We start from the raw sequence: 24,575 nt of genomic DNA, 5'->3' as shown, positions 1-24,575 counted from the left end.
CGTGGGGGGGGGGGGGGGGGGGGGGGGGGGCGGGGGGGCGCCCCCCCCCCGGGGGGGGGGGGTGGGGGGGGGGGGGGGGCCGCCCCCCCCCCCCCCCCCCCCCCCCCCCCCCCCCCCCCCCCCCCCGAACGCGTTGCCGGAGGGGCGGCTAGAGACCGAAGTGGGGAGGACGTGGTGCCCCGCTACTTGGTCTCCGAGCGGGTCCAGCGCTCCCAGAGCCAGAGAATGAAGACGATCAGCAGGAACGCAGGCACGCCCGCGACGCCGAGCCGGGCGAACCAGCTCCTCAGCTCCGCGCCGATGCCGGGGGTGGTGCCCTCGGCGGACGCGGGGCCGTCGCCGTTGGTGGTGGGGTCGGCGCTGGTCTGGTCGCGGTTGCCGGTCGTGGGGTCGGCCCCGGAGATGCCTGCGGAACTGTCGCCGTCCGCCGAGTCGCTGCCGTTCGCGGAGTCTTCGCTGTCCGCGGAGTCGCTGCCGGAGGCGCTTTGGTCGCCGTTGTCGTCCGCGGTGTCGCTGCCGGTGCGGCTGTCGGATGCCGTGTTCGCATCGTCGGTGCCATCGGACGAGCCGTCACCGGTGCCACCGGACGAGCCGTCGCCCAGGCCGAGCCGGGCGAGCCAGTCCGAAACGGTTGCCCCGAGGTCAGGGCTGCCGCCGTCGGAGCCGTCGGCCGGGGTGGTGCCGGAGCCGCCAGGGGCGCCCTCCGGGTTGTCGGTTCCTGTTCCGCCGCTTCCCGTGCCGGACTGGGCACCGTTGTTGGACTCGGTCCCATTGTTGGACTGGGCACCGTTGTCGGTGGGGGACTCGGGTTCGTCGGTGGTGCCGGCGTCCGCACCCGCAGCGTCAGGGTCGTTCTCGCCGGGAGCGTCCGGACCGTCGCCGGAGTCGCGGCCGTCCCCGGTCGGATCGGTTCCGGTTCCCGTCTCGCCGTCGCCCGATCCCTCCGGCGCACCGCTGCCCGGTGCAGCGTCCGTGCCGGGACCTGCTGCACCGTCGGCGTCACCGGCACCCGTCTCGCCGTCGGCTGTGCCTGCTCCGCCGTCGGCTGTGCCGGCTCCGCCGTCAGCTGTGCCAGCTCCGCCATCAGCTGTGCCGGCTCCGCCGTCCGTCCCCCCGTCTCCGCTGCCAGGGTCGTCCTCGCCCGCACCCCCGCCCGCCGCGCCCCCGTCCTCGCCCACCGTTCCGTCGCCAGACCCTCCGGACCCCGCGGCCTCGCCGGCGTCAACCGCGGTGTCGTCGCCCGGTGCGTTCTCATCGCTGCCGCCCGCCCCTCCGCCGCCCGGAGCACCCGCACCCCCGCCCGGAGCACCCGCACCCCCGCCCGAGCCGCCATCCGAACCCGCACCCTCACCCGCACCCCCACCAGGAGCCTCGACGGACTCCGCCGCGGGCGGGTCGTCCGGCTGGTTCGCCACGAGCGCCGCCGCACCTGCCCCGACCGCCAGAGCGGCGACCACCCCCGCGGCGACTGCGGCCTCCTTCTTGCCGAACGAGCGCGGTGCCCCGGCACCGGCGGCCCCGCCTCCGGCCGCGCTGCCGCCCGCGGCGCCGGCCACCCCGGCGCCGACCGCCGCACCGAGCGCCCCGGTCGCCAGCGCCCCGGCCACGACGTGCTGCCCCAGGTCGCGCAGCATCCAGGACACCTCCCGCACGTCCAGGAAGGCACGCGTGCAGTCGGCGCAGCCGTCCATGTGGGTCTCCACCCGGGCGCGGCGCCGGGGGAGCAGCCGGTCCTTCAGGTAGTCGTGCATGGCGGCGCGGGTGGCGCGGCACTCGGGCTCGTTCACGGTGCGGGCGTGGGCGGCGGCGAACGCCCCGGCGAGGCGTTCCTCGGCGCGCCGCAGCCGCATGGTCACCGCGTGCGGGCGCACGCCCAGGCCGGTGGCGATGTCGCTCACGGCCTTGTCGTGCACGTGTCGTTCGAGCAGGATCTGGCGGTCGTCGTCGGCCAGGTCGGCCAGGGCCGTGCGGAGCATCGAGACGTCCGCCTGGCGTTCGGCGTCGAGCTCCGCGCCCTCGGCGGGTGGGGTCAGGCCGTCGAGCGTGTCGTCCTCGACGAGGGTGGTGCGTCCGGCCTCCCGCGTCATCGAGATGGCCTCGTTCATGGCCGCACGGCGCCAGTAGGGCGCGGGGTCGGTGATGGTGCCGCCGGTGGAGACGATGCGGATCATCTTCTCCAGGGCGCGGCTGGTGGCCTCCTCGGCGTCGATGCCGGGCACCCGGGCCATGACCGAACGCACGACATTGGGCCGATGCACGACCCAGTCGTCGATCTGCAGCGCGCGTGCGGCAGTCATACCGGCTGATCCCCTCCCGTTCGGGGACCATTCCACCGAGGTCGGGCACGGGCCGCGCGACGAACCGCAGAATGTGCGTCAACGCACGATCGGCTTGACGAGCGGCGTGCGGGCACCTACTTTGAGTGAAACTTCACGTAAATCTGGAGGGGTGCCATGTCGGAGCCGGGGCTCGAGAAGCTGATGCGCGCCAACCTGCTGGAGGTCTTCGGGGAGCGGGACGCCACCCGCCGGGCGGAGGCGATCCGCCGGACGTACACGAAGGACGTGGTCTTCGCCGATGCGGAGGGCCAGGTCGAGGGGCACGAGGCGCTGGACGCCAAGGTGCGGGAGATCCTGGACGGGGCACCGGGCTTCGTGTTCCGGCCGGACGGGGACTTCTACCAGGTGCAGGACATGGGCTACCTCGCGTGGGCGCTCGGGCCCGAGGGCTCGCCGCCGGCGGTCCGCGGCACGGACATGGGCTTCGTCCGCGACGGGCTCCTGGCGAAGGTCTACACCGTCCTGTTCCGCTGAACCGCATGGGCCGGTACGACGTCCCTCCCGAGTCGCCCTTCGCCTTCCTCGACGACGACCAGGTGCGTGCCTGGTACGCCTACATGAAGGTGCACCTGCGCCTGCGGTACGAGATGAACCACCAGCTCCAGGCCGACGCCGGGGTCTCCCTGGCGGACTACGACGTCCTGGTCGCGCTCACCAGCGACCAGGACGGCAGCATGACCGTCTCCGACCTGGCCACGCGCATCGGCGCCGAACGGAGCCGGGTGTCCCACCAGGTGCTGCGCATGGCCCGCCGCGCCCTGGTGGAGGTCACGCCGAGCGCACGGGACCGCAGGGCGACGGACGTGACCCTCACCGACGAGGGGCGCGCCCTGCTCCGACGTGCCTCGCCGGCGCACACCGACTTCGTGCGCACCGTCTTCCTCGACGCGCTGTCGGGGGCGCAGACCCGGCAGCTGGCGAGCGCGTTCGAGGACATCTACGACCGCCTGGTCGAGCACGGCACGCTCCCGCGCCCCGCGGACCACCCCTGAACGACGGCGTGGCCGGCCGGCCGTCGCCGGGGGAGCGGGTTCAGCGACGGCGCAGCACGAGCCCGCGCACGTACGCCGCCTGCCCGGCGTGCTGCATGTCGTCGTTGACGACGCTGACCAGCCGGACGCCGAGCGTCACCGGCGGGTCCCACCGGGTGTCGACCACGCGGTCCAGGTCGTCGTCGGACAGCCGCTCCAGGTAGCGCACCGTCTGGTCGTGCACGGCGTCGTGGTACCCGGTGAGCAGGTCGCCGGACGAGACGCGGACGGCGGCCACCTCGTCGGCGTCGTGCCGGTAGCCCGTCTCCTCGGCCGGGAACGGCAGGCCGAACCGGCGGTCCCAGCCGTCGTCGGACCAGATCTGGCTGGTGCCGGCCGCGTCGGCGACGTGGTCGTCCTGGACCCGGGTCAGGTGCCAGACGAGCCAGGCGACCGAGTTGGAGCCCTCGTCGGGCCGGAAGGCCAGCTCGTCCGGGTCGAGGCCCCGGACCGCGGCGTGCACCGTCTCCCGGATCCTGCCGAACGCGTCGACCAGCAGCTGAGTACCTCGCATCGTTCCCCCTCGGACCTCGACGTCGCGTGCGGTGCCACGATGCCACAGCAGATGCGGCAGCACCGCACGCGACGACTGGTCAGCCCTGCGCCAGGCGGATCAGCACCTTGCTGCTCTCCGGCCCGGCGGCGGCCGCCAGCGCGGCGCCGGCGTCCTCGATGCCGAACCGGTGCGTGACGACGCCCGAGACGTCGAGCCCGTCACGCAGCGCGTCGAGCGCGTCGCTGATCTCCTCGACGAACCGGTAGGCCCCGACCCAGGTGATCTCGCGGGTCACGAGGTCGCCGAGCGCGGCGGGAGCCGCGGCGCCGGGCAGGTTGCCGACCTGGACGAGCGTGCCGCCGCGGGCCGTGGCGCGCAGCACGCCGCCCAGCGCGGCGGGTGCGCCGGAGGCCTCGAACACGAGCTCGCTGTCCTGCGGCAGCGTGTCGCCGGCGGCGACGTTCAGGGTGCGGTCGGCGCCGAGCTCCTTGGCCACGGCCAGGGACGTGCCGGACACGTCGGCGGCGGTGACCGTCGCGGCTCCGGCATGCTTCGCGGCGGCCACGACGAGGCAGCCGATCGGTCCCGCCCCGTTGACCACGACGTCCCGCCCGCGGACGACGCCGGCGCGGCGCACCGCGTGCATCGCCACGGCCAGCGGCTCGGCCAGCGCCCCCTGCTCGGTGCTCACGCCGTCGGGCAGGCGCCTCAGCTGGGCGGCGGGGACGGCCCGCAGCTCGCTGAACCCGCCGTCGGTGTGCGGGTGGAAGGCCGCCGAGCCGAAGTACCGCACGTGCGAGTGCAGGTTGGTGCGCCCGGCCAGGCGGTCGGGCAGCACGGACTCCGCCGTCGCCGTCGCGGGGTGCACGGTCACCGGGGTGCCCGGCGCCCAGCCGCTGACGCCCGGACCGAGGGCGGCCACGCGGCCGGCCACCTCGTGACCGAGGACGAGCGGGTCGCGCAGCACGGCCGTGCCCGAGGACCCGTTGCGCCAGTAGGCCACGTCCGACCCGCAGACACCGCCCCACTCCATCGCGACGAGCACCTCGCCGGGTCCGGCCACGGGGTCGGGGCGCTCCTCGACCCGCAGGTCCCCGGCTCCGTGCACGACGACGGCCCTCATACGGCGTCCTCCAGCTGGACCAGGTCGCGACCCCGGGTCTCGGGCGCGAGGCGCGCGGCGACCAGGGTGATGACCGAGTAGACGACGAGCATCGCGGCGATGGGCCACCAGCTGCCGGTGGCCGCGGTGAGCGAGGCGGCGACGACCGGGCCGATCGCGGTGGCGAGGATGCCGCCGATCTCCTTGGTCAGGGCGAGCTGCGTGAACCGGGTGCGGGCGCCGAACAGCTCGGCCATGGTCACGCTCTCCAGGGCGAACAGGCCCAGCACGCCGATGTTGAGCCCCGCGATCATGCCGAGCAGCAGCGCGGCGGTGCTGCCGCTGGTGACCAGCAGCATCATCGGGAACGCGAACGCGATGGTGAGCAGCGACAGCGTGGTGTACATCGCGCGCCGTCCGAAGCGGTCGCCGAGCATGCCCACCAGGGGCACCGTGGCGAAGCCGGCGATCGAGCCCCACATGATGGCCTCGGTGGGCAGGGCGCGGTCCATGGCCAGGTTGGTGGCGATGTAGCCCACCAGGAACGTCTGGATCAGGCCGGAGTTGCCGGCCTGGCCGAACCGCAGGGCCAGCGCGAGGAAGAACGCCTTGCCCTTGCGCTGCGCCAGCGCCGCCTCCAGCACGGGCGCGGCGGGCGCCTCCTTGACCTCCGAGCGGCTCAGGGCGACGCCGTCGACCACGTCGGCCCGCGCCTCGAACACGGGGCTCTCCTTGACGTTCCGGCGGATCCAGACCGCGAGGATCATGAGCACGAAGCTGAGCAGGAACGGCACGCGCCAGCCCCAGGACAGGAGCTGCTCCTCGCTGAGCACCACCAGCAGCAGCGCCCACAGGGCCGAGGCCGCCAGCGTGCCGGAGTTGGTGCCGAGCGAGACCAGCGACGCCACCAGGCCGCGCCGCTTGACCGGCGCGTACTCGGCGAGCATCACGGTGGCCCCGGCGATCTCCGCGCCGGCGCCGAAGCCCTGCACCAGGCGCAGCACCACCAGGAGGATCGGCGCGGTGATGCCGATCATCTGGTACGTCGGCAGCACGCCGATCAGCGTCGTCGACACGCCCATGAGGGCGATGGTCAGGAACAGCACCTTGCGCCGGCCGATCCGGTCGCCCATGCGGCCGAAGTAGATCGCGCCCGCGAGGCGGGCCACGTAGCCGACGCCGTAGGTCGCCATCGCCGCGATGAGCGCGATGGCGGGGCTGACCCCGGGGAAGAAGATCTGGTTGAACACGATCGCCGCCGCCAGCGAGTAGAGCTGGAAGTCCATGAACTCCATGGCGGTGCCGAGCCAGCCGGAGACGGCTGCCTTGGTGAGGTCCTTGGTCGACCGGGTGACCACGTTCCCCGGTGGGGTCATAGCGGTGTCCGCCATGGGAGGTGCTCCTTGACTTCGTGACTGACGTCGTTGTCGGGACATGCCCACGACCTATGTGTGGCAGGACTTGTATGGAAGCAGTGTCGACAAGTTGGTGTCAACTGCCGTGCCTGCCCGGTGCCTCGTCTAGACTCCCTGGCATGGGGCAAGGCTCGCGATCCAACCGGAGCGTCGTGTACGAGACGCTGCGCCGCAAGGTGCTCACCCTCGAGCTGCCGCCGGGCGCCTCGCTCTCGGAGAACGAGCTGGCGGCGTCGCTCGGCGTGAGCCGCACACCGGTGCGCGAGAGCCTGATCCTCCTCGGCGAGGAGGGGCTGGTCCGGGTGTTCCCCAAGGTCGGGTCGTTCGTCTCCCGGGTCGACGCCGAGCGGGTCGCGGACGCACAGTTCCTGCGCGAGGCGGTCGAGCTCGCCGCGTTCGACGACATCCCAGACGTGCTCGCCCCGGACCTCCTGGCCGAGCTGCGAGCCAACCTGGAGCAGCAGCGGGAGCCCGGACTCGGCATCGAGCGCTTCTTCGAGCTCGACGAGGCGTTCCACCACGGGCTGCTGCGGCTCAGCGGGCACGGCCGCGCGTGGTCCACGGTCGTGGCGGCCAAGGGGCACCTCGACCGGGCGCGGCGCCTGGGCCTGCACGAGTCCGACGGCGTGGGCCGGTTCGTCGACGAGCACCATGCCATCCTCGACGCCGTGGTCGCGGGAGACATCTCCAGCGCACGCGACTGCCTGCGCGGGCACCTGCGCGCTGTGTTCGACGACATCGAGAAGACCCGGCAGCGCTCGCCGGAGCTGTTTGCCGCGGACGACGGGTCGGTGCCGGTGCGACGCAGCGTCGCCGTCTGGGAGTAGCCGCGGGGGTTGGGCCCGGGGGAGCGCGGGCCGGGCGGTGCGGGCCGGGCGGTGCGGTCCGGTCCGGGGGAGCGCGACTCGCGAGTGTGCACGAAGCAGTGCCACGGTGCGCCGTCGTCCAACTGCCAGGCCCGCGCACGCAAAGTGCGCTTCTACCCAGTCATTGGGCCCAGAATCAGACGGGATTCTGGGCCCAATGACTGGGTAGAAGCGCACCTTCGGGCGGGGACGAGCCGGGACCGGACCAGGCTGGATCGGACCGGCCCCGCCCCGTCCTCAGCTGATGCGGCGGCGGTAGGCCGACGTCGCGAACGCGAACGCCACCACCAGGATGCCGACGCACCAGGCCAGCGCGACCCAGATGTCCGTGCCGACCGGCTGCTCGGCCAGGAGGTTGCGGATCGCGTCGACGATCGAGGTCACGGGCTGGTTCTCGGCGAACCAGCCCACCGGGCCCGGCATGGTGTCGGTGGGCACGAACGCCGAGCTGATGAACGGCAGGAAGATGAGCGGGTAGGAGAACGCGCTCGCGCCGTCCACGGTCTTGGCGGACAGGCCCGCGATCACGGCGAGCCAGGTCAGGGCCAGCGTGAACAGAGTGATGATGCCGGCCACGCCGAGCCAGGCCAGCACGCCGGCCCCCGAGCGGAAGCCCATGGCCAGGGCCACCAGCACGACCACCGCCACCGAGATCAGGTTGGCGACCAGCGAGGTCAGCACGTGTGCCCAGAGCACCGACGAGCGGGCGATGGGCATGGACTGGAACCGCTCGAGGATGCCGCCCTGCATGTCGAGGAACAGCCGGTAGGCCGTGTAGGCGATGCCCGAGGCCACGGTGATCAGCAGGATGCCGGGCAGCAGGTAGTTGACGTAGTTCTCGGTGCCGGTCTGGATCGCGCCGCCGAAGACGTACACGAACAGCAGCATGAGGGCGATCGGGGTGACCGCGGTGGTGATGATGGTGTCGGGGCTGCGGCTGATGTGGGTCAGGGACCGGCCCGTCAGCACGGCGGTGTCGCCGAAGAAGTTCTTGCTCATCGCTCTTCCTTCGTGGTCGCAGGAGTGGTGCCGTTGCCGCCGACGAGCGAGAGGAAGACGTCCTCCAGGGACGGCTGCTTCTCGACGTACTCGACCTTGGCGGGCGGGAGGAGGGCCTTGAGCTCGGCCAGCGTGCCGTCGACGATGATGCGGCCCTCGTGGAGGATCGCGATGCGGTCGGCGAGCTGCTCGGCCTCGTCCAGGTACTGGGTGGTGAGCAGCACGGTGGTGCCGTTCTCGGCGAGGGCCTTCACCGTCTGCCACACCTCGATGCGCGCCTGGGGGTCCAGGCCCGTGGTGGGCTCGTCGAGGAAGATGATCGGCGGGTCGCCGATCAGGCTCATCGCGATGTCCAGGCGACGCCGCATGCCACCGGAGTAGGTGCCGGCCTTGCGGCCGCCGGCCTCGGTCAGGGAGAACCGGGCCAGGAGGTCGTCGGCCACCTGGCCCGGGTTCGCCAGGTGTCGCAGCCGGGCCACCAGCACCAGGTTCTCCCGGCCGGTGAGGATCTCGTCGACGGCCGCGAACTGGCCGGTGAGGCTGATCGACTCCCGCACATCGTCGGCCTGGGTGGCGACGTCGAACCCGTTGACGCTCGCCGTGCCGGCGTCGGCGGTGAGCAGCGTCGACAGGATCCGCACCATGGTGGTCTTGCCGGCGCCGTTGGAGCCGAGGAGGGCGAAGATGCTGCCGCGGGCGACCTCGAGGTCGACACCCCTCAGCACGTGCAGGTCCTTGTAGGACTTCTCGATGTTCCGTACCCGGATCGCGATGTCGCGTCCCTGTTCGGTGGGCTGGCTCATGTCACTTCCATTCTCTGGGGCTGATCCTGGGGAGGAGTGGTGCGGGGAAACGGTCACGGGCGGCGGACGATGATGTCGCCCCACCCGGTGCTGGCGTGGATCTCGGCGGTAGCCTCGTTCTCGACGGGGCCCTCGGTGGGCGTGAGGTCGTTGCGGACGCTGCCGTGCTCCGAGCTCACGTCGAGCCAGGCGGCGGTGCCCTCGGGCACGTTGATCTCGATGGACCCGTACGACGTCGTGGCGGTGACGCTGCCCGAGTCGACGCGCTCGACGCGGATGCCGGCGTGCGCCGACCGCACCGCGAGCGTGCCGTGCACGCGGTCCACGACGATCTCGGCGTGTGCTCCGATGACCTCGAGCGTGCCGGTCATCGAGCCCACGATCGTGGCGCCGTTGCTGGCGCGGACGGTGCCCTCGCCGGAGAACTCGGTGATCCGCACGCCGCCGGCGCCCGCCTTGACGTGGGTGGGCCCGGTGGCGCGGCGGGCGACGACGGACCCGGCCGAGACGTTGAGGTCGAGGCGGTCGGCCTCGTCGACCCGGGCGTCGCCACCGTTCAGGGTGAGGTCGACGGCGCCGAGGCGGCCCTCCGCGTACAGCGACCCCGCCTTGCCGCGCAGGTCGGACCCGGTGGGCACCTCGATCGTGACGATCGCCCCGCCGGCGGAGAACGGCAGCACGTACTGCTTCCAGGAGTTGGGGTAGACGATCGAGACGGCGTCGCCGTCCCGGGTGACCCGGGTCTCCTCGGCGGCGCGCACCGACCCGGACTTGGCGGGGTCGGCGGGCAGCACGGTGACGACGACGTCGTCCCGGTCGCTCGCGGTGACGCGCAGGTTGCCGAAGGGGACGTCGATGACGACCGGGACGGGCGTGGGCGCGGGGAAGGTGGGCATGACGACTCCAGGTGGTGAGGCTGTGGGGTGATGTGGTGTCGCCGTGGTGTCACGGCGGGCGGGTTGGTGTCAGCGCACCCAGCCGGTGAGGCGGGTGCTGCCGGGCTTGCCGGGCGGGCCCTGCTGCTCCGGGCGGCCGGTGGGCTGCTCCAGGGCGGCGGCGACCGCCCGGACGAGCCACGTGTTGACCGAGACGCCCTCGCGCGCGGCGGCGAGCTCGGCGCGGGTCTTGAGGTGGTCGGGCAGGCGCAGCGTGGTGCGGGTGGTGGCACCCGCCTCGGTCTCGACCGCCGCCGGCGAGACCGCAGGTGCCGGCGCCGCAGGCGCGGTGGCCGGGACGGCGGCCGGTGCGGCGGTCTCCGGGACGGCGACCACGAACTCCGGGTCGCCGCCGCGCAGCCGCACGTCGACCGAGCCGGGGGCGAGCTCCGCCGAGATCTCGCCCGCCGCCGCGGAGAGCGCCTCCAGCAGGACGAGCCGGGCGGCGGCGTCGAGCGGGGCGGTCAGGCGGCCGGCGAGCTCCCGGGCCTCGTCCCCGCCCGCGGCGGCCGCGGCGGAGAGCTGGCGCTGCAGCTCGTCGACATATCTCGTCAGGTCCATGACGCCACTATGACACCACTCGTGGTGTCAGCGCAAGAGGTATGACGTCATCAGTGGTGTCGCGTGGTGTCGTCCCAGGTAGGCGGGCGGCGGGGAGTGCTACCAGCGGGGTACACGAGAGTCATCGCCAGGCTGATCCGCGTGGGCGCGCGCACGCGCAGGGTGGGACTCGTCCGACGAACCAGCACCAGAGAGAGGCCGTGACGTGGCATCCCCACTGCTCTCCGTGAGCAACCTGCACAAGACCTACGGGTCCGGGCCGAGCGCGTTCGAGGCGCTCAAGGGCCTGGACCTGGACATCGCCGAGGGTGAGTCCGTGGCGATCACCGGCAAGAGCGGCTCGGGCAAGTCGACCCTGATGCACCTGCTCGCCCTGCTGGACCGGCCCACCTCGGGCACCATCACGCTGGACGGGACAGACACCTCCCGCCTCTCGGCCAAGCAGCTCAACCAGACCCGCAACCGCACGTTCGGGTTCGTGTTCCAGCAGTTCTTCCTCAACGCCCAGGCCAGCGTGCTGGACAACGTGACCCTGCCGCTGAAGATCGCCGGGGTGCCCCGCCGTGAGCGGCACGCCCGCGGGCTGGCGGCCCTGGCGCAGCTCGAGCTGGACGACAAGGCCGGCAACAGGGCCAACGACCTGTCCGGCGGGCAGAAGCAGCGCGTGGTCATCGCCCGCGCGCTGATCAACCGGCCGCGCGTGATCTTCGCCGACGAGCCGACCGGCAACCTGGACACCACCACCGGCGGCGTCGTGGAGGACATCCTGTTCGGCCTCAACCGCAGCCACGGGATCAGCCTGGTGGTCGTCACGCACGACGACGACCTGGCCGCCCGGTGCGACCGCAGCATCCAGATGCGCGACGGACTGGTCGCCGCGCACGAGGAGGTGGCGGCATGAGGACCGTCGACGTCGTCGCCACCGCGTTCCGCAACGCCTTCCGGTCGCGACTGCGCACCAGCCTGACCGTCCTGGCCATCTTCATCGGGGCCTTCACGCTGTCCCTGACCAACGGCCTGGGCACGGGCATCAACCGGTACATCGACGACACGGTGGCGTCCGTCGGTGTCGAGGACGTGCTCACCGTGACCAAGACCGACGACTCGGTGCCCACCGAGGGCCCCGCCGAGTACGACCCCGACCAGATCGCCGCCGACGGCCCGCCCGGCACCACGACGACGGCCCTGACCGACGACGACATCGACACCCTCGCCGGGATCGACGGAGTGCTGGGCGTCGAGCCGGTCAAGGCGGTCACCACCGACTACGTCCAGCACGACGACGGCGACCGGTACCAGCTCGCCGTCTCCCAGTTCGTGCCCGGGATGAAGGTGGAGCTCGCCTCCGGCCGGCAGGTCGACCTCGACGCCCCCGACCCCGAGCTGGTGCTCCCGGAGGATCACGTGGAGCCCCTGGGCCTCGGGACGGCGTCCGACGCCGTGGGACAGACCGTCACCCTCGCGGTCACCGACGGCACCGGGAAGCAGGTGACGACCGAGGCGACAGTGGTCGGGGTGGCCGAGCCCGGCGTGATCAGCATGGGCGGCGCCATCCCGAACGACGTGCTCACGCAGGAGCTCTACGACCTGCAGACCACCGGGGTGCCCGCGGCACAGGCCTCCCGTTACGCGCAGGCCTCGGTGACCTTCGACGCCGACGCCGGACCGGAGGCCCAGCAGGCGCTCGTGGACCGCCTGGCCGACGCCGGGTACACCGCCAGCACCCTGGAGGACCAGCTCGGCACGCTGACATCGGTCATCGACGCGATCGTGCTGGTGCTGAACGGGTTCGCGGTGATCGCGCTGATCGCGGCGGGCATCGGGATCGTCAACACGCTCTTCATGGCGGTCCAGGAACGCACCCGCGAGGTGGGCCTCATGAAGGCCATGGGACTGTCCAGCCCACGCGTCTTCTCCCTGTTCAGCATCGAGGCGGTGGTGATCGGCCTGGTCGGCAGCGCGCTGGGGGTGCTGGCCGCGATCGGCGTCGGGCAGCTCGTGGGCAGCGTCTCGGGCGACCTCCTGGCGAACCTGCCGGGGCTGACGCTCGTCGCCTTCGACCCGGTCACCGTGGCGGCCGTGGTGCTGGGCGTCATGGCCATCGCGTTCCTCGCCGGCACCCTGCCGGCGCTGCGGGCGGCCCGGCAGGACCCGATCTCGTCGCTGCGGTACGAGTAGGGGAAGTACCGGGAAGTACCGGGAAGTACGGGGAGCGGGCAAGGAGAGCGGGGCGTTCACCCGTTTCCCACGAGGCGGTGGCAGGACGTCGCGCCTACCGTGGAGCTCTCGGCTCGTGCCGGGGAAAGACCCCCATGGAGGAACGTCGAGAGCGGAGACGGTCATGGACTTCTGGGACTTCTTCTGGCTGATGGTCTACAGCTTCTTCTTCGTGGCCTACCTGATGGTGCTGTTCCAGGTGGTCGCCGACCTGTTCCGGGACAAGGAGCTCTCCGGGTGGTGGAAGGCGGTGTGGATCATCTTCCTGATCTTCCTGCCCGTCCTGACCGCACTGGTCTACCTGATCGCGCGCGGCCGGGGCATGGCACAGCGGCAGGCCGCCGTGGTCACCCAGGCACGCCAGGACACCGAGAGCTACATCCGCGACGTGGCCGCGGTGGCGCCCGCCGACCAGATCGCGAGCGCCAAGAACCTGCTGGACTCCGGCACCATCACGCCCACGGAGTTCGAGCGGCTCAAGGCCAAGGCGCTGGCCTGACGGGCCCGGCGCGTGCTGGCAGCCTTCGGGTGGGGTGCGCTCGGGGCGGCCGCCCTGGTCGCGGGGGCGCTCGTGGCGTACGCGGGGCGGCCGAGCCGCCGGTTCATCGCGGTGGTGATGGCGCTCGGTGCCGGCCTGCTCATCGGGTCGGTCGCCTTCGAGCTGGTGGACGAGGCCGTCGAGACGGCGTCGGTCGGCCAGGTCGGGCTGCTCACCCTGCTGGGCGCGGCCACCTTCACCGCCGGTGACTGGTGGCTGGGCCGGCGCGGCGCGGCGGCACGCAAGGACGCGGGCGGGGCCCAGGCCGACGGGGCCCCGCTCGCGATCGTGTTCGGGTCGGTGCTCGACGGCATCCCGGAGTCCTTCGTGCTCGGCCTGACCGTGCTGGAGGGGAACGTCAGCGTGGCGCTGCTGGCGGGCGTGATCCTCAGCAATTTCCCGGAGGGGCTGTCGTCCTCCAGCGGGCTGCGCACGGCCGGGTGGACGCGGTCGCGGGTGCTGTGGATGTGGTCCGTCGTGGTGCTCGTGGCCGGGGTGAGCGCGGCTCTCGGGTACCTGCTGCTCGACCCGGCCAGCGGCCGCACCGGGGCGCTCGCCCAGGGTTTCGCGGCCGGTGCGCTGCTCGCGATGGTGTCCAACACGCTGCTGCCGGAGTCCTACCGCGTGGAGGGCGTGGCCACCGGTTCCCTGGTGGCGATCGGGTTCGCCGTCTCGCTGATGCTGTCGGCCGTCTGACGGCGCGGCTCACCCGTTCCGGGGGAGGCTCTGGCCTGCGGGTCCGCCCAGCATGGGTGGGGGCGGCGCGCGACCTCGCGTGCGGAGCACGCCCCGGGCACGGAGGGGCGGATGAACGACGACGCGGCCGCAGCACGGGAGGACGGCGCGCGCCTCGCCGCGCTGGAGCGCGAGAACGCGGAGCTGCGCGGCCGCCTCGATGCCCTGGCCGCGGCCGGGCGGACGGCCGGCGCCCCGCGGCCCGTACGCCACCGGGGGCGTAGCACGGCCGCCGTGGTTCTGATCGTGCTCGGCGCGCTGCTGGCCCCCGTCGGCGTGGTCGCGGCGTGGGCGGAACGCACCCTGACCGACACCGACCGGTACGTCGCCACGGTGGCGCCCCTGGCCGAGGACCCGGCGGTCCGGTCCGCCGTGTCGGCCCGGATGACGTCGGCGCTGATGGAGCAGATCGACGTCGGCGCGCTGCTCGACGGGGTCGCCGAGGGGCTGGACGAGCAGGGGCTCGCGCCGCGGGTGGCGGGCGCCCTGCCGATGCTGGAAGCGCCGCTGACGGGCGGGGTCGAGTCGTTCGTCCGTGACGCCGCGGACCGCGTGGTCGCGAGCGACCAGTTCCGGGACGCCTGGACCCAGGCCAACCGGGTCGCCCACCAGCAGCTCGTGGACGTCATGCGGGGCGAAGGCGGCGACGTGGTCCAGGTCGGCGAGGACGGCCAGCTCACCATCCAGCTCGCCGGGGTGATCGACCTGCTCAAGGACCGGCTGGTGGACCGGGGGTTCACGCTGGTGGCCAACCTGCCCACCGTCAGCGCGTCGTTCGTCGTCCTGGAGTCGTCCCAGCTCGTCGAGGTGCGCAACCGGTACGCGCAGGTGGTCGCGCTGGGGCAGTGGCTGCCGTGGGTGGTGCTGGTCCTGCTGGGCGCGGGCGTGGTCGCGGCGGTGCACCGCCTGCGGACCCTGGTCGTGGCGGGTCTCGCGCTGGTCGCCGCGATGCTCGTGCTGGCCCTCGCGCTCGCGGTCGCCCGCGGGCTGTACCTCGATGCGCTCAGCGGCCTGGTGCTGCGCCTCGACGCCGCGCAGGTCGTGTTCGACCAGGTGGTGTCGTTCCTGCGCGTGACGCTCCGCACCGTGGGGGTGCTCGGTCTCGTGGTGGCGGTGGCGGCCTACCTGGGCGGGTCCAGCGCGTCGGCGCGGAGCCTGCGGGCCGCCGTCGGCAAGGGCCTGGGCGGGGCGCGAGGCTGGGCCGAGGGCAGGGGAGCGACCACCGGGCCGGTGGGCACCTGGCTCGCCCGCTACCGCGCCGTGGTCCGGGTGGCCGTCGTCGCGCTGGCCGCCGTCGTGCTGCTGCTCGCGCCGAGCCCGACGCCAGGTCTCGTGGCAGGCGTGGCCGTGGGCGTCCTGGTGCTGGTGCTGCTCCTCGAGCTCCTGTCCCGCCCCGTGGCGGCCGCCGGGGGAGACCGGACCTGAGCGCGCGTGCCGTCCGCCCGAACGACCCGAGGAGCCCACGTGACCGACCTGACCGGCGACCCGCTGCCGTCCTGGCGCGCCGGACCTACTCGTGACGCCCTGCTCGGGTTCCTCGGCGCGGTGCCGGAGATCCCGCCCGAGGACCGGGTGGCGTACTTCGACAACGACGGCACCCTGTGGTGCGAGCGGCCCACCTACGTGCAGTACGAGTTCTACCTCGACGCGCTGCGGCGGCGGGTGCGGGACGACCCGGCGCTCGCGCACGAGGCCGAGTTCCGTGCCGTGCTCGCGGGGGACTCGGCGGCGGTGGGGGAGATCGGGCTGGAGCGGATCGCGCTGGCCCTGGCCGGGCTCTTCCGGGGGCTCGACCCCGCGGCCTTCACCCGGGAGACCCGCACGTTCCTGCGCTCGGCCGCCCACCCGACCCTGGGCCGGCCCCTCGCCGCGACGCGGTACCGGCCGATGCTCGAGCTGCTCGGCGCCTTGCGGGCGCTGGACTTCACCGTGGGCGTCGTGACCGGCGGTGGTACCGAGTTCGTCCGCTCGGTCAGCCAGGAGCTGTACGACGTGCCGCCCGAGCGTGTGGTCGGGACCATGATCGCGTACGTCCTCGACCGGGACGACGCCGGCCGCCCGGTCCTGCGGCGCACCGGGCGGGTGCTGGGCGACGTCAACGAGGGCGCCGCCAAGGTGACCAACATCCAGACCCAGCTCGGGCGCCCGCCGGCGCTCGCCGCCGGCAACTCCGCGGGTGACACCGAGCTGCTCGAGTGGGCTTGCGCTGCCGACGGACCGCACCTCTCGCTGCTGGTGGACCACGACGACGCCGACCGGGAGTTCGCCTACGCCGGTCAGGCGCAGACGTTCGCGGCGGACGAGCCGATCACGGACACGGCGCGGCGGCTCGGCTGGACCGTGGTCAGCATGCGGCGGGACTGGGCCACGGTGTTCGCCGGGGGCCTCACGGACGGCGAACCGGCCGGGTTCACCCGCAACGGGTGAGCCGCCTGCCGCACCGCCCGCGCAGGGTCGCAGGGTCGGCACGAGCGAGACGAGAGGTCAGGTGAGACGGTGGCCGTCCCACGACAACCGCGGGATCCCGCACCGCGCGCCCGCGCCGTGGACGCCCGCACGCTCTGGTCGGGAGGGGGCGCGACGGCGCTGGTCGTGGCCCTGATCGCACTGGTGGGCGTGCTCGTCTTCCGGGGGGTGTTCGACATCCCGCTCCTGGCGCCCCAGGGGGAGGGCGTGTGGGGTGACGTGTCGACGGTCCGGTTCATGGTGGCTGCCGCGGTCGCCGCTCTGCTGGCCGTCGCGCTCGTGCACCTGCTGCTCCTGAGCACGCCGCGGGCGCTGTCGTTCTTCGGCTGGATCGTGGGCCTGGCGACCGTGGTCGCCGGGGTGGCGCCGTTCGTCACCGACGCCCCGCTGGGCAGCAAGCTGGCGAGCGCGCTCATCAACGTGGTCATCGGGTTCGCGATCCTCGGTCTGGTCTCGGGCATCGCTCGCACCGCCGTGGCACGTGCCGGGTAGTCCCCCCGCCCGGTCCCGCAACTCCTGTCGCGAACAGTCCCTGGAGGTCATCATGCAACCCTCGTTCGGTCCCGTCGAGCTCGTCGCGCTCGCCTTCGACACCCCGCGCATCCCGCCCTCGGTCACCCGGGCCGTCCTCGACGTCGCCGCGGGCGGCGCCGTCACCCTGCTGGACCTCGCCGTCGTGCGCCGCGGCGAGGACGGCGAGATCGCGCTCCTGGAGGCGCACGAGCTGGGCGACGAGATCGACCTGGTCACCGTGGAGCTCCCCGCCGCCGGGCTGACGGGCGACGAGGACCTGCGGGAGATCGCCGCGGCGGTCGACCCGGGAACGTCCGTGCTCGTCCTGGCGATCGAGCACACCTGGTCACGAGCCCTCGTGCAGGCGGCCGTGGACGCGGACGCCGAGGTGATCCTGCACGAGCGGGTACCCGCCACGACGGTCAACGAGGTCGCGGCTCAGGCCGAGACCGCGGCCGGATCTCCCGCCTGAATCCCATCAGTGAACCCCATCAGTGAACGGAGCACCGACATGGCACCCCTGAGACGTTTCGGCAGGCCCGGACTCCTGGGCACGGCAGCACGCACCGCCGTCATCGCGGGCACCGCCCAGGCGACGGCTGGTGCGATCAGCCGCCGCCAGGCGAACCGCGCGCAGCAGCAGTACGAGGCCCAGCGGTACGAGGCGGCCCCGCCCCCGGCGCAGCCCGTCGCGCAGCCCCAGGCGGCACCGCCTGCGGCAGCGTCCGGCGGCGCGGGGAACAACGAGCTGCTGGCCCAGCTCGCGCAGCTGGGCACGCTGCACGGCCAGGGCGTCCTCACGGACGCCGAGTTCGCGGCGGCCAAGGCGAAGCTGCTGGGCTGAGCGCCCGCCCGCCCTACCCACGACAGATCCGTACCGACGACAGAAGGGCATCGACATGCGCAGCACCACGAGACGGGCGGCGGGCGTCGCGACCGGGCTGATGATCCTGGCCACGGCGGCCTGCTCCAGCGAGACACCCGAGGAGAACACCGAGCAGGCCTGTGCCGCCGCCGAGCAGCTCGGCACGGCACTGGACGACTTCGCCACGACTGCTACCCCTGATGCCACGGTCGACGAGGTGATGACCGCGCGCGACGAGGTCCGCGCCGCCTGGCAGGACCTCGACGACGCGGCGGACCAGGTGGCCCAGGACCGCGGTCAGGCACTCGACGAGGCATGGGACGGCATGCAGCAGGCGGTCGAGGACGTGGACGGCGACGAGACCCTCCAGGACGCGGCACAGTCCCTGAAGGACGAGGCGGAGAACGTCCAGGAGGCCCGCGAGGCCATGGTGGACGAGCTGGGGTGCTGACAGCGGCACCGTACGGGGAGGCCGACGACGACGCGGGGAGCGGTGGTGGGCATGCCGGAGGAGACCGTCGAGACGGAGCCGGACCAGGGGCGCCGCCCCGGACGGCGTTGGCCCCTGGAGACCGTGGCCGTCGTGCTGCTGGCGGTCACGGCTGTGCTGACCGCGTGGAGCGGGTTCGAGTCCAGCAAGTGGAGCGGCGAGATGTCGATCGCGTTCTCCCGCGCCTCCACCCAGCGCATCGAGGCGGCCCGCGAGGCCACCACGGCGGAAGCGGCGCGTGCGGTGGACCTGCAGGTGTTCGGCATCTGGCTCCAGGCGACGGCGGACGGGGACGGGACCCTGGCGCAGTTCGCGCGCGAACGGTTCACCGACCACTTCACACCGGCGTTCGACGAGTGGCTGGCAGCGCGCCCGCTCCAGGACCCCGGCGCGCCGCGCAGCCCGTTCATGCTGGACAGCTACGTGCCGCCCGGCGAGGTCGAGGCGCAGGAGGCTGACGACCGCGCGGACCGGTACTTCGCGGACGCGCTCGCGGAGAACCGCCGCGGCGACAACTACACCCTGCTCACGGTCCTGTTCGCGCTCGTGCTGTTCTTCGGGGCGCTCGCGGGAAAGTTCGACTCCGAGCGCAGGTCGTGGGCGGTGCTCGCGGGGGCGGGGGTCCTGCTGCTGGTCGGGATCGGCTTCCTGGCCGCATTTCCCAAGATCGTCTAGGGGCGTGGTCCGGGGCCGGCCGCCTCGTCGTCGCCGACGCGCTGCCACCTGGTCGGGTCCCGCAGCAGGTGGGACTCGATGAGCGCGTGGCGTCGCAGGTAGGTGTTCGCGGTCGCCTGGATCGTGGCGGCGACCGGCAGCGCGAGGAAGGCGCCCAGGGCCCCGAACAGCGCGCCGAAGGCGAGCACCACGAGGAAGCTCACGGCGGGATTCATCTCCAGCGCCCGGGCCGAGACCTTGGGCGAGAAGTAGAGGTTCTCGAGCTGCTGGTAGCCGATCACGAAGGCCAGCACGGCCAGCGCCTGGGGCAGGCCCTGCGCCGTCAGGGCGACTGCCACGGGCAGCGCCCCGCCCAGGTAGGTGCCGATGGTCGGCACGAACTGTGACACCACGCCGACGAAGAGTGCCAGCGGCAGCGCGTACGGGGTGCGCAGGATCAGCAGGAAGACGACCGTGAAGGCGCTCGACAGCGCCGCGAGCACGATGCGCGAGCTGATGAAGTCGGAGACCTTGACCTGCGTGATCTCCCAGAGCGTCAGCACCTCCTGCTGCCGTGCGGGTGTCAGCCACCGGCAGACGGCCGCCCGGAACCTCGGGCCGGCCGCGAGCAGGTAGTAGGTCACCAGGAGCACCGTGAGCATCGCGAAGAGGGCCCCGATCACCGTGGTGCCGAACAGCAGTGCACCGGAGGCGACGTCGTCGCCGAAGGTGGTCAGCACGTCACGGACGAGATCGCCCGAGTCGGGGAGGGCGACGCCGAACCGCTCTGCGGCGAGGTCCTGGACCGCCGTGTAGACCTCGGGCACCACGTCCAGGAGCTGGAGGAGCTGCTGTACGAACAGGTTGCCGAACAGTGCCAGCACCACGGCGACGGCCACGAGCGAGCCGCCGAGCGCGGTCGCCGCTGCCGCACCGCGCCGCCAGCCGTGCCGCACGCACCACAGGACCGGGGGCTCGAGCGCGAGCGCCAGGAAGAAGGCGATGAGCACGTTGATCGCGAGGCCGCGCAGAGCGCCCAGCGCGTACCAGCCGAACGCCGCGAGGTAGACGGCGAGCACCGTCATGAGCAGTGCCCGCGGCAGCCACCGGGGCGGACGCCGGGACGTGGCCTCGCCCCGAGGCGCGGAGCGCTCCGCCGGCCCGGTCATGCCGGAGCCTCTCCCGTGGCCTCGCCTGTGGTTTCTTCCGTGGCCTGCTCCGCGGCCCGTTCCGGGGCGGCCGCCGCCACGGCGGCTCCCACGGTGGGCAGGACCCGGCCGTCCCGCTCCGCCGCCGCCCACCACGCCGACACCGTCGCCCTGCGGCGCACCCGCGCCGGGAAGGCCGCCAGCAGGAGCCTGATCCCCTCCCGGGCGAGGTCTGCGTCCAGCCCCTCGACGGCGTCCAGCAGCGGTACCGTCGCCCGCTCGACGGCCGTGCCCTCCAGCACCACCGCGCGCGGCGGCGGGTCGGCGGCGAGGGCCGCGGCCAGCACGGCGTCCTGCGTGGGGCGGGCGTTGCCCGTGTAGATCGTGCGGTCGAGGTGCAGCAGCATCAGCCTGGGTGGCGCGGCCTCGCCGTCGGGCGGGGGGTTGGTGGTCCAGCCGCCGTCGGGTGCGGGGTGGAGCGGGCGGACGGCGCTGCGGCTCACGGCACGCAGCACCAGGAACAGCGTGAGCACCACGCCCGCGCCCACGGCGGGCAGGAGGCCCGCCGTGAGCCCGATCGCCGTGGTGATCGCCGCGACCCAGAGCTCGGTCCGGTCGATGCGGTACAGCCGCACGAACTCGGCCGGCGACACGAGACCCACGACCGCGACCAGCACCAGGGCGGCGAGCGTCGCCGCCGGCAGGTCGCTCAGCACGGGGGCGAGGAAGAGCGCGACGAGCACGGCCAGCGCCGCCGTCGTGATCCCCGACACCTGGGTGCGGGCGCCTGCACCCAGGTTGACCGCGCTCTGGGAGAAGCCGCCCGCCGGGGGCAGGCACTGGCTGAGGCCACCGCCGAGGGCCGCGACACCGACGGCGAGCAGCTCCCGGTCGCTGTCGATCGCCGGCTCGGACCGTTGCCGTTGTGCGCGTGCCACCAGGACCGTCTCGAGGAACGCCATGACGGCGATGGCCAGCGCGCCGGGCAGCAGGCGCACGACCTCGTCCCACACGGGCAGGCTCACGCCCGGCAGCCCGGCGGGCACCGGCTCGATGAGCGCCAGCCCGCGGTCCTCGACGTCGGTCAGTGCCACCAGCAGGATCGAGGCCGCCACGACCACCAGCGCGCCCGGGACCCGCGGCGCCACCCGCCGCAGCACCAGCAGGGTGCCCACGGCGGCGGCCGACACCACGGCGGTGAGCACGTGCGTCGTGGACAGTGCGGACACCACGTCGCCCAGTGCGCCGAGGAACCCCGGGTCGTCCGCCGGTGTGGCCAGACCCAGGAGCGTCGGTAGCTGCGCCACGGCGACCGTCAGTCCCACGCCCGTCTTGACCCCGGTCAGGGTGGCCGGGCTGATCTGCTCCACGAGCGAGCCGAGCCGGAACAGCCGCATCGCCAGGAGGCAGGCGCCGACCAGCGCGGTCAGGGTGAACGCGGCGCCGAGCACGTCGTCGGCCGCCCGGTCCGCCGCTCCGCCCGCCGACCCGCCGGACGCCGCGAGCGTGGACGCCGTCAGCACGGCGATGGTGGACGTCGTGGAGACGCTGAGGGTGTGCGAGCCGCCGAGCAGCGCGTACAGGACCACGGGCACCATGCAGGTGTAGAGCCCGACGGCCACGGGCAGGCCCGCGATGGTCGCGTAGGCCATGGCCTGCGGCACCACGACGACGCCGGCGGCCAGGCCCGCGACGACGTCCGCCCGCAGCCAGGTCCCGCGGTACCCCCGCAGGGAGGGGGCGAGCCAGCCTGGGAGTGCCGAGGTCGCGTCCACACCGGTCAGCCAAGCCGGGCGGAGGTCCGACCCGTTCACCTGGATCGGGTGAGGTGGACCGCCGCCGGCCGCGCACAGGATCCAGGGGCGGGGGCACTGTGCCGAGCGGGAGGACACGGAGATGACACGGGAGTTCCAGGGCAGGATCGAGCTCGACGTCCGCGACTCGCAGGGGGACTGGGACGCGTTCCTCCCTGACAAGGCGCCACAGGGAGCCCCGAACGTGCTGGTGGTGCTGTACGACGACACCGGGCAGGCCGCCTGGTCGCCCTACGGCGGCCGGATCCGGATGCCCACGATGGACCGGCTGGCGGCCGGAGGCCTCACCTACTCCCAGTGGCACACGACGGCGCTCTGCTCGCCCACGCGCTCGACGTTCCTCACCGGGCGCAACCACCACCAGAACGGGTTCGCGTCCATCTCGGAGAGCTCCACGGGGTTCCCCGGATACAGCTCGCACATCCCGCCGTCCAACGCGACGGTCGCGACCGTGCTGCGCGACGCGGGATGGAGCACGTTCTGGGTCGGCAAGAACCACAACGTGCCGATCGACGAGTGGACGGCGGGAGCGTCCAAGAAGCGCTGGCCCCTGGGCCAGGGGTTCGACCAGTTCTACGGGTTCATCGGTGGCGAGACCAACCAGTGGTTCCCGTCGCTGGCCGAGGGCAACCGCTACGTGAGCCAGCCGTACGGTCCGGACGAGGGCTACCACCTGTCCAAGGACCTGGCCGACCAGGCACTGCGCATGATCCGGGACAGCAAGCAGACCGAACCGGACAAGCCCTGGTACCTGTGGTTCTGCCCCGGCGCCAACCACGCCCCGCACCATGCGCCGCAGGAGTACGTGGACAAGTACAAGGGTGCCTTCGACGACGGGTACGAGGCCTATCGCGAGTGGGTGCTGCCGCGCATGATCGAGCGGGGCGTGCTGCCCGAGGGCACCGAGCTCACGCCCATGAACCCCATGCCGGACGGCACGTTCACGCCGACGGACACGGTGCGGCCCTGGGCCGAGCTGAACGACGAGGAGAAGGCGATGTTCTGCCGCATGGCGGAGGTGTACGCCGGCTTCTCCGAGTACACCGACGCCCAGGTGGGCCGCATCGTCGACTACCTGGAGGAGTCCGGACAGCTCGAGAACACGCTGATCCTCTACTGCGCGGACAACGGAGCCTCGGGCGAGGGCAGCCCCGACGGGTCGGTCAACGAGGGCAAGATCTTCGGCGGCTACCCCGACGACCTCCAGCAGAACCTCGCCATGGTGGACCGGCTGGGCAGCCCCGACACCTACAACCACTACCCGACGGGCTGGGCCATGGCGTTCTCGACGCCGTACCGCATGTTCAAGCGGTACACGTACCAGGGCGGCGTGTGCGACCCGCTGGTCATCCACTGGCCCGCGGGGATCTCGGCCCGAGGCGAGGTGCGGCACCAGTACCACCACTGCACGGACGTGGTGCCGACCATCCTGGAGGCGTGCGGGGTCGAGTTCCCCGACGTCGTCGACGGCGTGGAGCAGACGCCGCTGTCGGGCGTCTCGATGGTGTACTCCTTCGCCGACGGCGATGCCCCGACCCGCAAGGAGACGCAGTACTACGAGATGTTCGGCAGCCGCGGCATCTGGCACCGGGGCTGGAAGGCGGTCACCGAGCACGGGCCGGGGAGCGGCGCGAGCGGTTTCGACGAGGACCGGTGGCAGCTCTTCCACACCGACGAGGACCGCGCGGAGGCGCACGACCTCGCGCAGCAGCACCCGGACCGGGTCGCGGAGCTCAAAGAGCTCTGGATGCGCGAGGCGCGGGCCAACGACGTGCTGCCCCTCAACGACCTGCAGATCCTCGGCAACCCGGACGACTTCGAGACCTTCATCAAGATGGAGTTCCACGTTCCGGTACCGCCCACCGGCCAGTACACCTACTACCCGGGCACGTCGGAGATTCCCGAGCGCTCGGCCGCCAACGTGCACGGCGTGTCCTACAAGGTGCTCGCCGACCTCGACCTCGACCCGGGCGCGGAGGGCGTCGTCTTTGCCCACGGTTCGCGGTTCGGCGGTCACGCGCTCTTCCTCAAGGACGGCACCTTGACCTACTCGTACAACTTCCTCGGCATCCCGCCGGAGATCCGCGTCTCGGCACCGGCGCCCACGAGCGGTCGGCACGTCGTCGGCGTGGACTTCGCCAAGGAGCGCACGGGCGAGTACCGCGAGGCGATCGGTCCGCTGCGGCTGTGGGTGGACGACGAGCTGGTCGCCGAGCAGGAGATCCGGACCGTCCTGGGCCACTTCTCCCTGTGCGGCGAGGGACTGTGCATCGGCTACGACAGCGGGGACGCGGTCTCCAGCCTGTACGCCGGGTCGAGCTTCGAGTTCACGGGCGGCACGATCCACAAGGTGGTGTTCGACGTCGCCGACGACGCCTACGTGGACGTCGAGGCCCACCTGCGGGCCGCGATGGCCCGGGACTGACCGACCGGCGGGGGGGGGGGCCCCCCCCCCCGCGGGGGCCCGCCCCCCCCCCGGGCCCCCCCCCCCGGGGCCCCCCCGGGCCCCGGGGGCCCCCCCCCCGGGGGGGGGGGGCCCCCCCCGGGGCCCGGGGGCCCTACGGGGGGGGGGTGGGCGAAGCGCAACA

General features: G+C 73.0%; 25 protein-coding genes. 15 read left to right on the top strand and 10 right to left on the bottom strand.

The window, feature by feature from the left end:
- Positions 1 to 182: 182 nt before the first annotated feature.
- On the bottom strand, positions 183 to 2,297 hold the full coding sequence (locus ACIG47_RS24430; protein WP_397433672.1) for a zf-HC2 domain-containing protein: 2,115 nt from the start codon (positions 2,295 to 2,297) through the stop codon (positions 183 to 185).
- 156 nt (positions 2,298 to 2,453) lie between these two features.
- Between ACIG47_RS24430 and ACIG47_RS24425 the strand changes: the two genes are divergently transcribed.
- Together ACIG47_RS24425 and ACIG47_RS24420 are read left to right on the top strand one after the other, a co-directional pair.
- A complete protein-coding gene (locus ACIG47_RS24425; RefSeq protein ID WP_397433670.1) occupies positions 2,454 to 2,813 on the top strand; it encodes a nuclear transport factor 2 family protein in 360 nt (119 codons plus the stop codon).
- A gap of 5 nt (positions 2,814 to 2,818) precedes the next feature.
- Positions 2,819 to 3,331, top strand: a complete 513-nt coding sequence (locus ACIG47_RS24420; RefSeq protein ID WP_397433669.1) for a MarR family winged helix-turn-helix transcriptional regulator — start codon at positions 2,819 to 2,821, stop codon at positions 3,329 to 3,331.
- A gap of 40 nt (positions 3,332 to 3,371) precedes the next feature.
- Here ACIG47_RS24420 and ACIG47_RS24415 read toward each other — a convergent pair whose 3' ends face one another.
- The 3 genes from ACIG47_RS24415 to ACIG47_RS24405 all read right to left on the bottom strand — a co-directional run bounded on the left by ACIG47_RS24415 (position 3,372) and on the right by ACIG47_RS24405 (position 6,359).
- Positions 3,372 to 3,884, bottom strand: a complete 513-nt coding sequence (locus ACIG47_RS24415) for a DUF664 domain-containing protein (RefSeq protein ID WP_397433668.1) — start codon at positions 3,882 to 3,884, stop codon at positions 3,372 to 3,374.
- A 79-nt stretch (positions 3,885 to 3,963) separates the two neighbouring features.
- A complete protein-coding gene (locus tag ACIG47_RS24410; RefSeq protein WP_397433667.1) occupies positions 3,964 to 4,989 on the bottom strand; it encodes an L-idonate 5-dehydrogenase in 1,026 nt (341 codons plus the stop codon).
- On the bottom strand, positions 4,986 to 6,359 hold the full coding sequence (locus ACIG47_RS24405) for an MFS transporter (protein WP_397433665.1): 1,374 nt from the start codon (positions 6,357 to 6,359) through the stop codon (positions 4,986 to 4,988). Before ACIG47_RS24405 ends, ACIG47_RS24410 begins: the two co-directional genes overlap by 4 nt.
- A 143-nt stretch (positions 6,360 to 6,502) precedes the next feature.
- Between ACIG47_RS24405 and ACIG47_RS24400 the strand changes: the two genes are divergently transcribed.
- Complete coding sequence (locus ACIG47_RS24400) at positions 6,503 to 7,210, top strand: GntR family transcriptional regulator (protein ID WP_397433664.1); 708 nt, start codon at positions 6,503 to 6,505, stop codon at positions 7,208 to 7,210.
- Positions 7,211 to 7,486: 276 nt separating this feature from the next.
- Here ACIG47_RS24400 and ACIG47_RS24395 read toward each other — a convergent pair whose 3' ends face one another.
- The 4 genes from ACIG47_RS24395 to ACIG47_RS24380 form a co-directional block, all read right to left on the bottom strand.
- A complete protein-coding gene (locus ACIG47_RS24395) occupies positions 7,487 to 8,248 on the bottom strand; it encodes an ABC transporter permease (RefSeq protein ID WP_397433662.1) in 762 nt (253 codons plus the stop codon).
- On the bottom strand, positions 8,245 to 9,051 hold the full coding sequence (locus tag ACIG47_RS24390; protein ID WP_397433661.1) for an ABC transporter ATP-binding protein: 807 nt from the start codon (positions 9,049 to 9,051) through the stop codon (positions 8,245 to 8,247). The genes ACIG47_RS24395 and ACIG47_RS24390 overlap by 4 nt, the downstream gene beginning before the upstream one ends.
- A 53-nt stretch (positions 9,052 to 9,104) precedes the next feature.
- A complete protein-coding gene (locus ACIG47_RS24385) occupies positions 9,105 to 9,947 on the bottom strand; it encodes a DUF4097 family beta strand repeat-containing protein (protein ID WP_397415560.1) in 843 nt (280 codons plus the stop codon).
- A 69-nt stretch (positions 9,948 to 10,016) separates the two neighbouring features.
- Complete coding sequence (locus tag ACIG47_RS24380) at positions 10,017 to 10,547, bottom strand: toxin-antitoxin system HicB family antitoxin (RefSeq protein WP_397433659.1); 531 nt, start codon at positions 10,545 to 10,547, stop codon at positions 10,017 to 10,019.
- Positions 10,548 to 10,752: 205 nt separating this feature from the next.
- Between ACIG47_RS24380 and ACIG47_RS24375 the strand changes: the two genes are divergently transcribed.
- The 11 genes from ACIG47_RS24375 to ACIG47_RS24325 all read left to right on the top strand — a co-directional run bounded on the left by ACIG47_RS24375 (position 10,753) and on the right by ACIG47_RS24325 (position 19,046).
- On the top strand, positions 10,753 to 11,448 hold the full coding sequence (locus ACIG47_RS24375) for an ABC transporter ATP-binding protein (protein ID WP_397433658.1): 696 nt from the start codon (positions 10,753 to 10,755) through the stop codon (positions 11,446 to 11,448).
- Positions 11,445 to 12,725, top strand: a complete 1,281-nt coding sequence (locus ACIG47_RS24370) for an ABC transporter permease (protein ID WP_397433657.1) — start codon at positions 11,445 to 11,447, stop codon at positions 12,723 to 12,725. Before ACIG47_RS24375 ends, ACIG47_RS24370 begins: the two co-directional genes overlap by 4 nt.
- 163 nt (positions 12,726 to 12,888) lie before the next feature.
- On the top strand, positions 12,889 to 13,263 hold the full coding sequence (locus ACIG47_RS24365; protein ID WP_397433655.1) for an SHOCT domain-containing protein: 375 nt from the start codon (positions 12,889 to 12,891) through the stop codon (positions 13,261 to 13,263).
- A gap of 12 nt (positions 13,264 to 13,275) precedes the next feature.
- The gene (locus ACIG47_RS24360; protein ID WP_397415572.1) at positions 13,276 to 13,998 is read left to right on the top strand and encodes a ZIP family metal transporter; all 723 of its coding nucleotides are present in this window, start codon (positions 13,276 to 13,278) and stop codon (positions 13,996 to 13,998) included.
- 111 nt (positions 13,999 to 14,109) lie between these two features.
- Positions 14,110 to 15,462 (top strand): hypothetical protein, encoded by a 1,353-nt coding sequence (locus ACIG47_RS24355; RefSeq protein WP_397433654.1) that lies wholly within the window; start codon positions 14,110 to 14,112, stop codon positions 15,460 to 15,462.
- Positions 15,463 to 15,501: 39 nt separating this feature from the next.
- A complete protein-coding gene (locus ACIG47_RS24350) occupies positions 15,502 to 16,464 on the top strand; it encodes a haloacid dehalogenase-like hydrolase (RefSeq protein WP_397433653.1) in 963 nt (320 codons plus the stop codon).
- 69 nt (positions 16,465 to 16,533) lie between these two features.
- Complete coding sequence (locus ACIG47_RS24345) at positions 16,534 to 16,995, top strand: DUF6069 family protein (RefSeq protein WP_397433652.1); 462 nt, start codon at positions 16,534 to 16,536, stop codon at positions 16,993 to 16,995.
- Positions 16,996 to 17,047: 52 nt separating this feature from the next.
- On the top strand, positions 17,048 to 17,488 hold the full coding sequence (locus ACIG47_RS24340) for a DUF6325 family protein (protein WP_397433651.1): 441 nt from the start codon (positions 17,048 to 17,050) through the stop codon (positions 17,486 to 17,488).
- 39 nt (positions 17,489 to 17,527) lie between these two features.
- The gene (locus ACIG47_RS24335; RefSeq protein WP_397433650.1) at positions 17,528 to 17,860 is read left to right on the top strand and encodes an SHOCT domain-containing protein; all 333 of its coding nucleotides are present in this window, start codon (positions 17,528 to 17,530) and stop codon (positions 17,858 to 17,860) included.
- Positions 17,861 to 17,915: 55 nt separating this feature from the next.
- Positions 17,916 to 18,332: a hypothetical protein gene (locus ACIG47_RS24330; RefSeq protein ID WP_397433649.1), complete on the top strand. Its 417-nt coding sequence runs from the start codon at positions 17,916 to 17,918 to the stop codon at positions 18,330 to 18,332.
- Positions 18,333 to 18,383: 51 nt separating this feature from the next.
- Positions 18,384 to 19,046, top strand: coding sequence for a hypothetical protein (locus ACIG47_RS24325; protein WP_397433648.1), 663 nt, complete (start codon positions 18,384 to 18,386; stop codon positions 19,044 to 19,046).
- On the opposite strand, the gene ACIG47_RS24320 is transcribed toward ACIG47_RS24325, so the two are convergent.
- Together ACIG47_RS24320 and ACIG47_RS24315 are read right to left on the bottom strand one after the other, a co-directional pair.
- Positions 19,043 to 20,194 (bottom strand): AI-2E family transporter, encoded by a 1,152-nt coding sequence (locus ACIG47_RS24320; RefSeq protein WP_397433647.1) that lies wholly within the window; start codon positions 20,192 to 20,194, stop codon positions 19,043 to 19,045. The genes ACIG47_RS24325 and ACIG47_RS24320 overlap by 4 nt on opposite strands.
- Entirely contained in the window at positions 20,191 to 21,948 is a 1,758-nt protein-coding gene (locus ACIG47_RS24315; RefSeq protein ID WP_397433646.1) for a SulP family inorganic anion transporter, read from the bottom strand. Before ACIG47_RS24315 ends, ACIG47_RS24320 begins: the two co-directional genes overlap by 4 nt.
- Before the next feature lie 121 nt (positions 21,949 to 22,069).
- On the opposite strand from ACIG47_RS24315, the gene ACIG47_RS24310 reads away from it, so the two are divergent.
- Positions 22,070 to 24,412, top strand: a complete 2,343-nt coding sequence (locus ACIG47_RS24310; protein ID WP_397433644.1) for an arylsulfatase — start codon at positions 22,070 to 22,072, stop codon at positions 24,410 to 24,412.
- Positions 24,413 to 24,575: the final 163 nt, after the last annotated feature.

The organism is Promicromonospora sp. NPDC052451 (assembly GCF_044547525.1).
In the GTDB taxonomy this organism is placed as follows: domain Bacteria; phylum Actinomycetota; class Actinomycetes; order Actinomycetales; family Cellulomonadaceae; genus Promicromonospora.
Note: the sequence above shows the minus strand (reverse complement) of the source record. Positions and strands in the feature narration are given on the sequence as shown.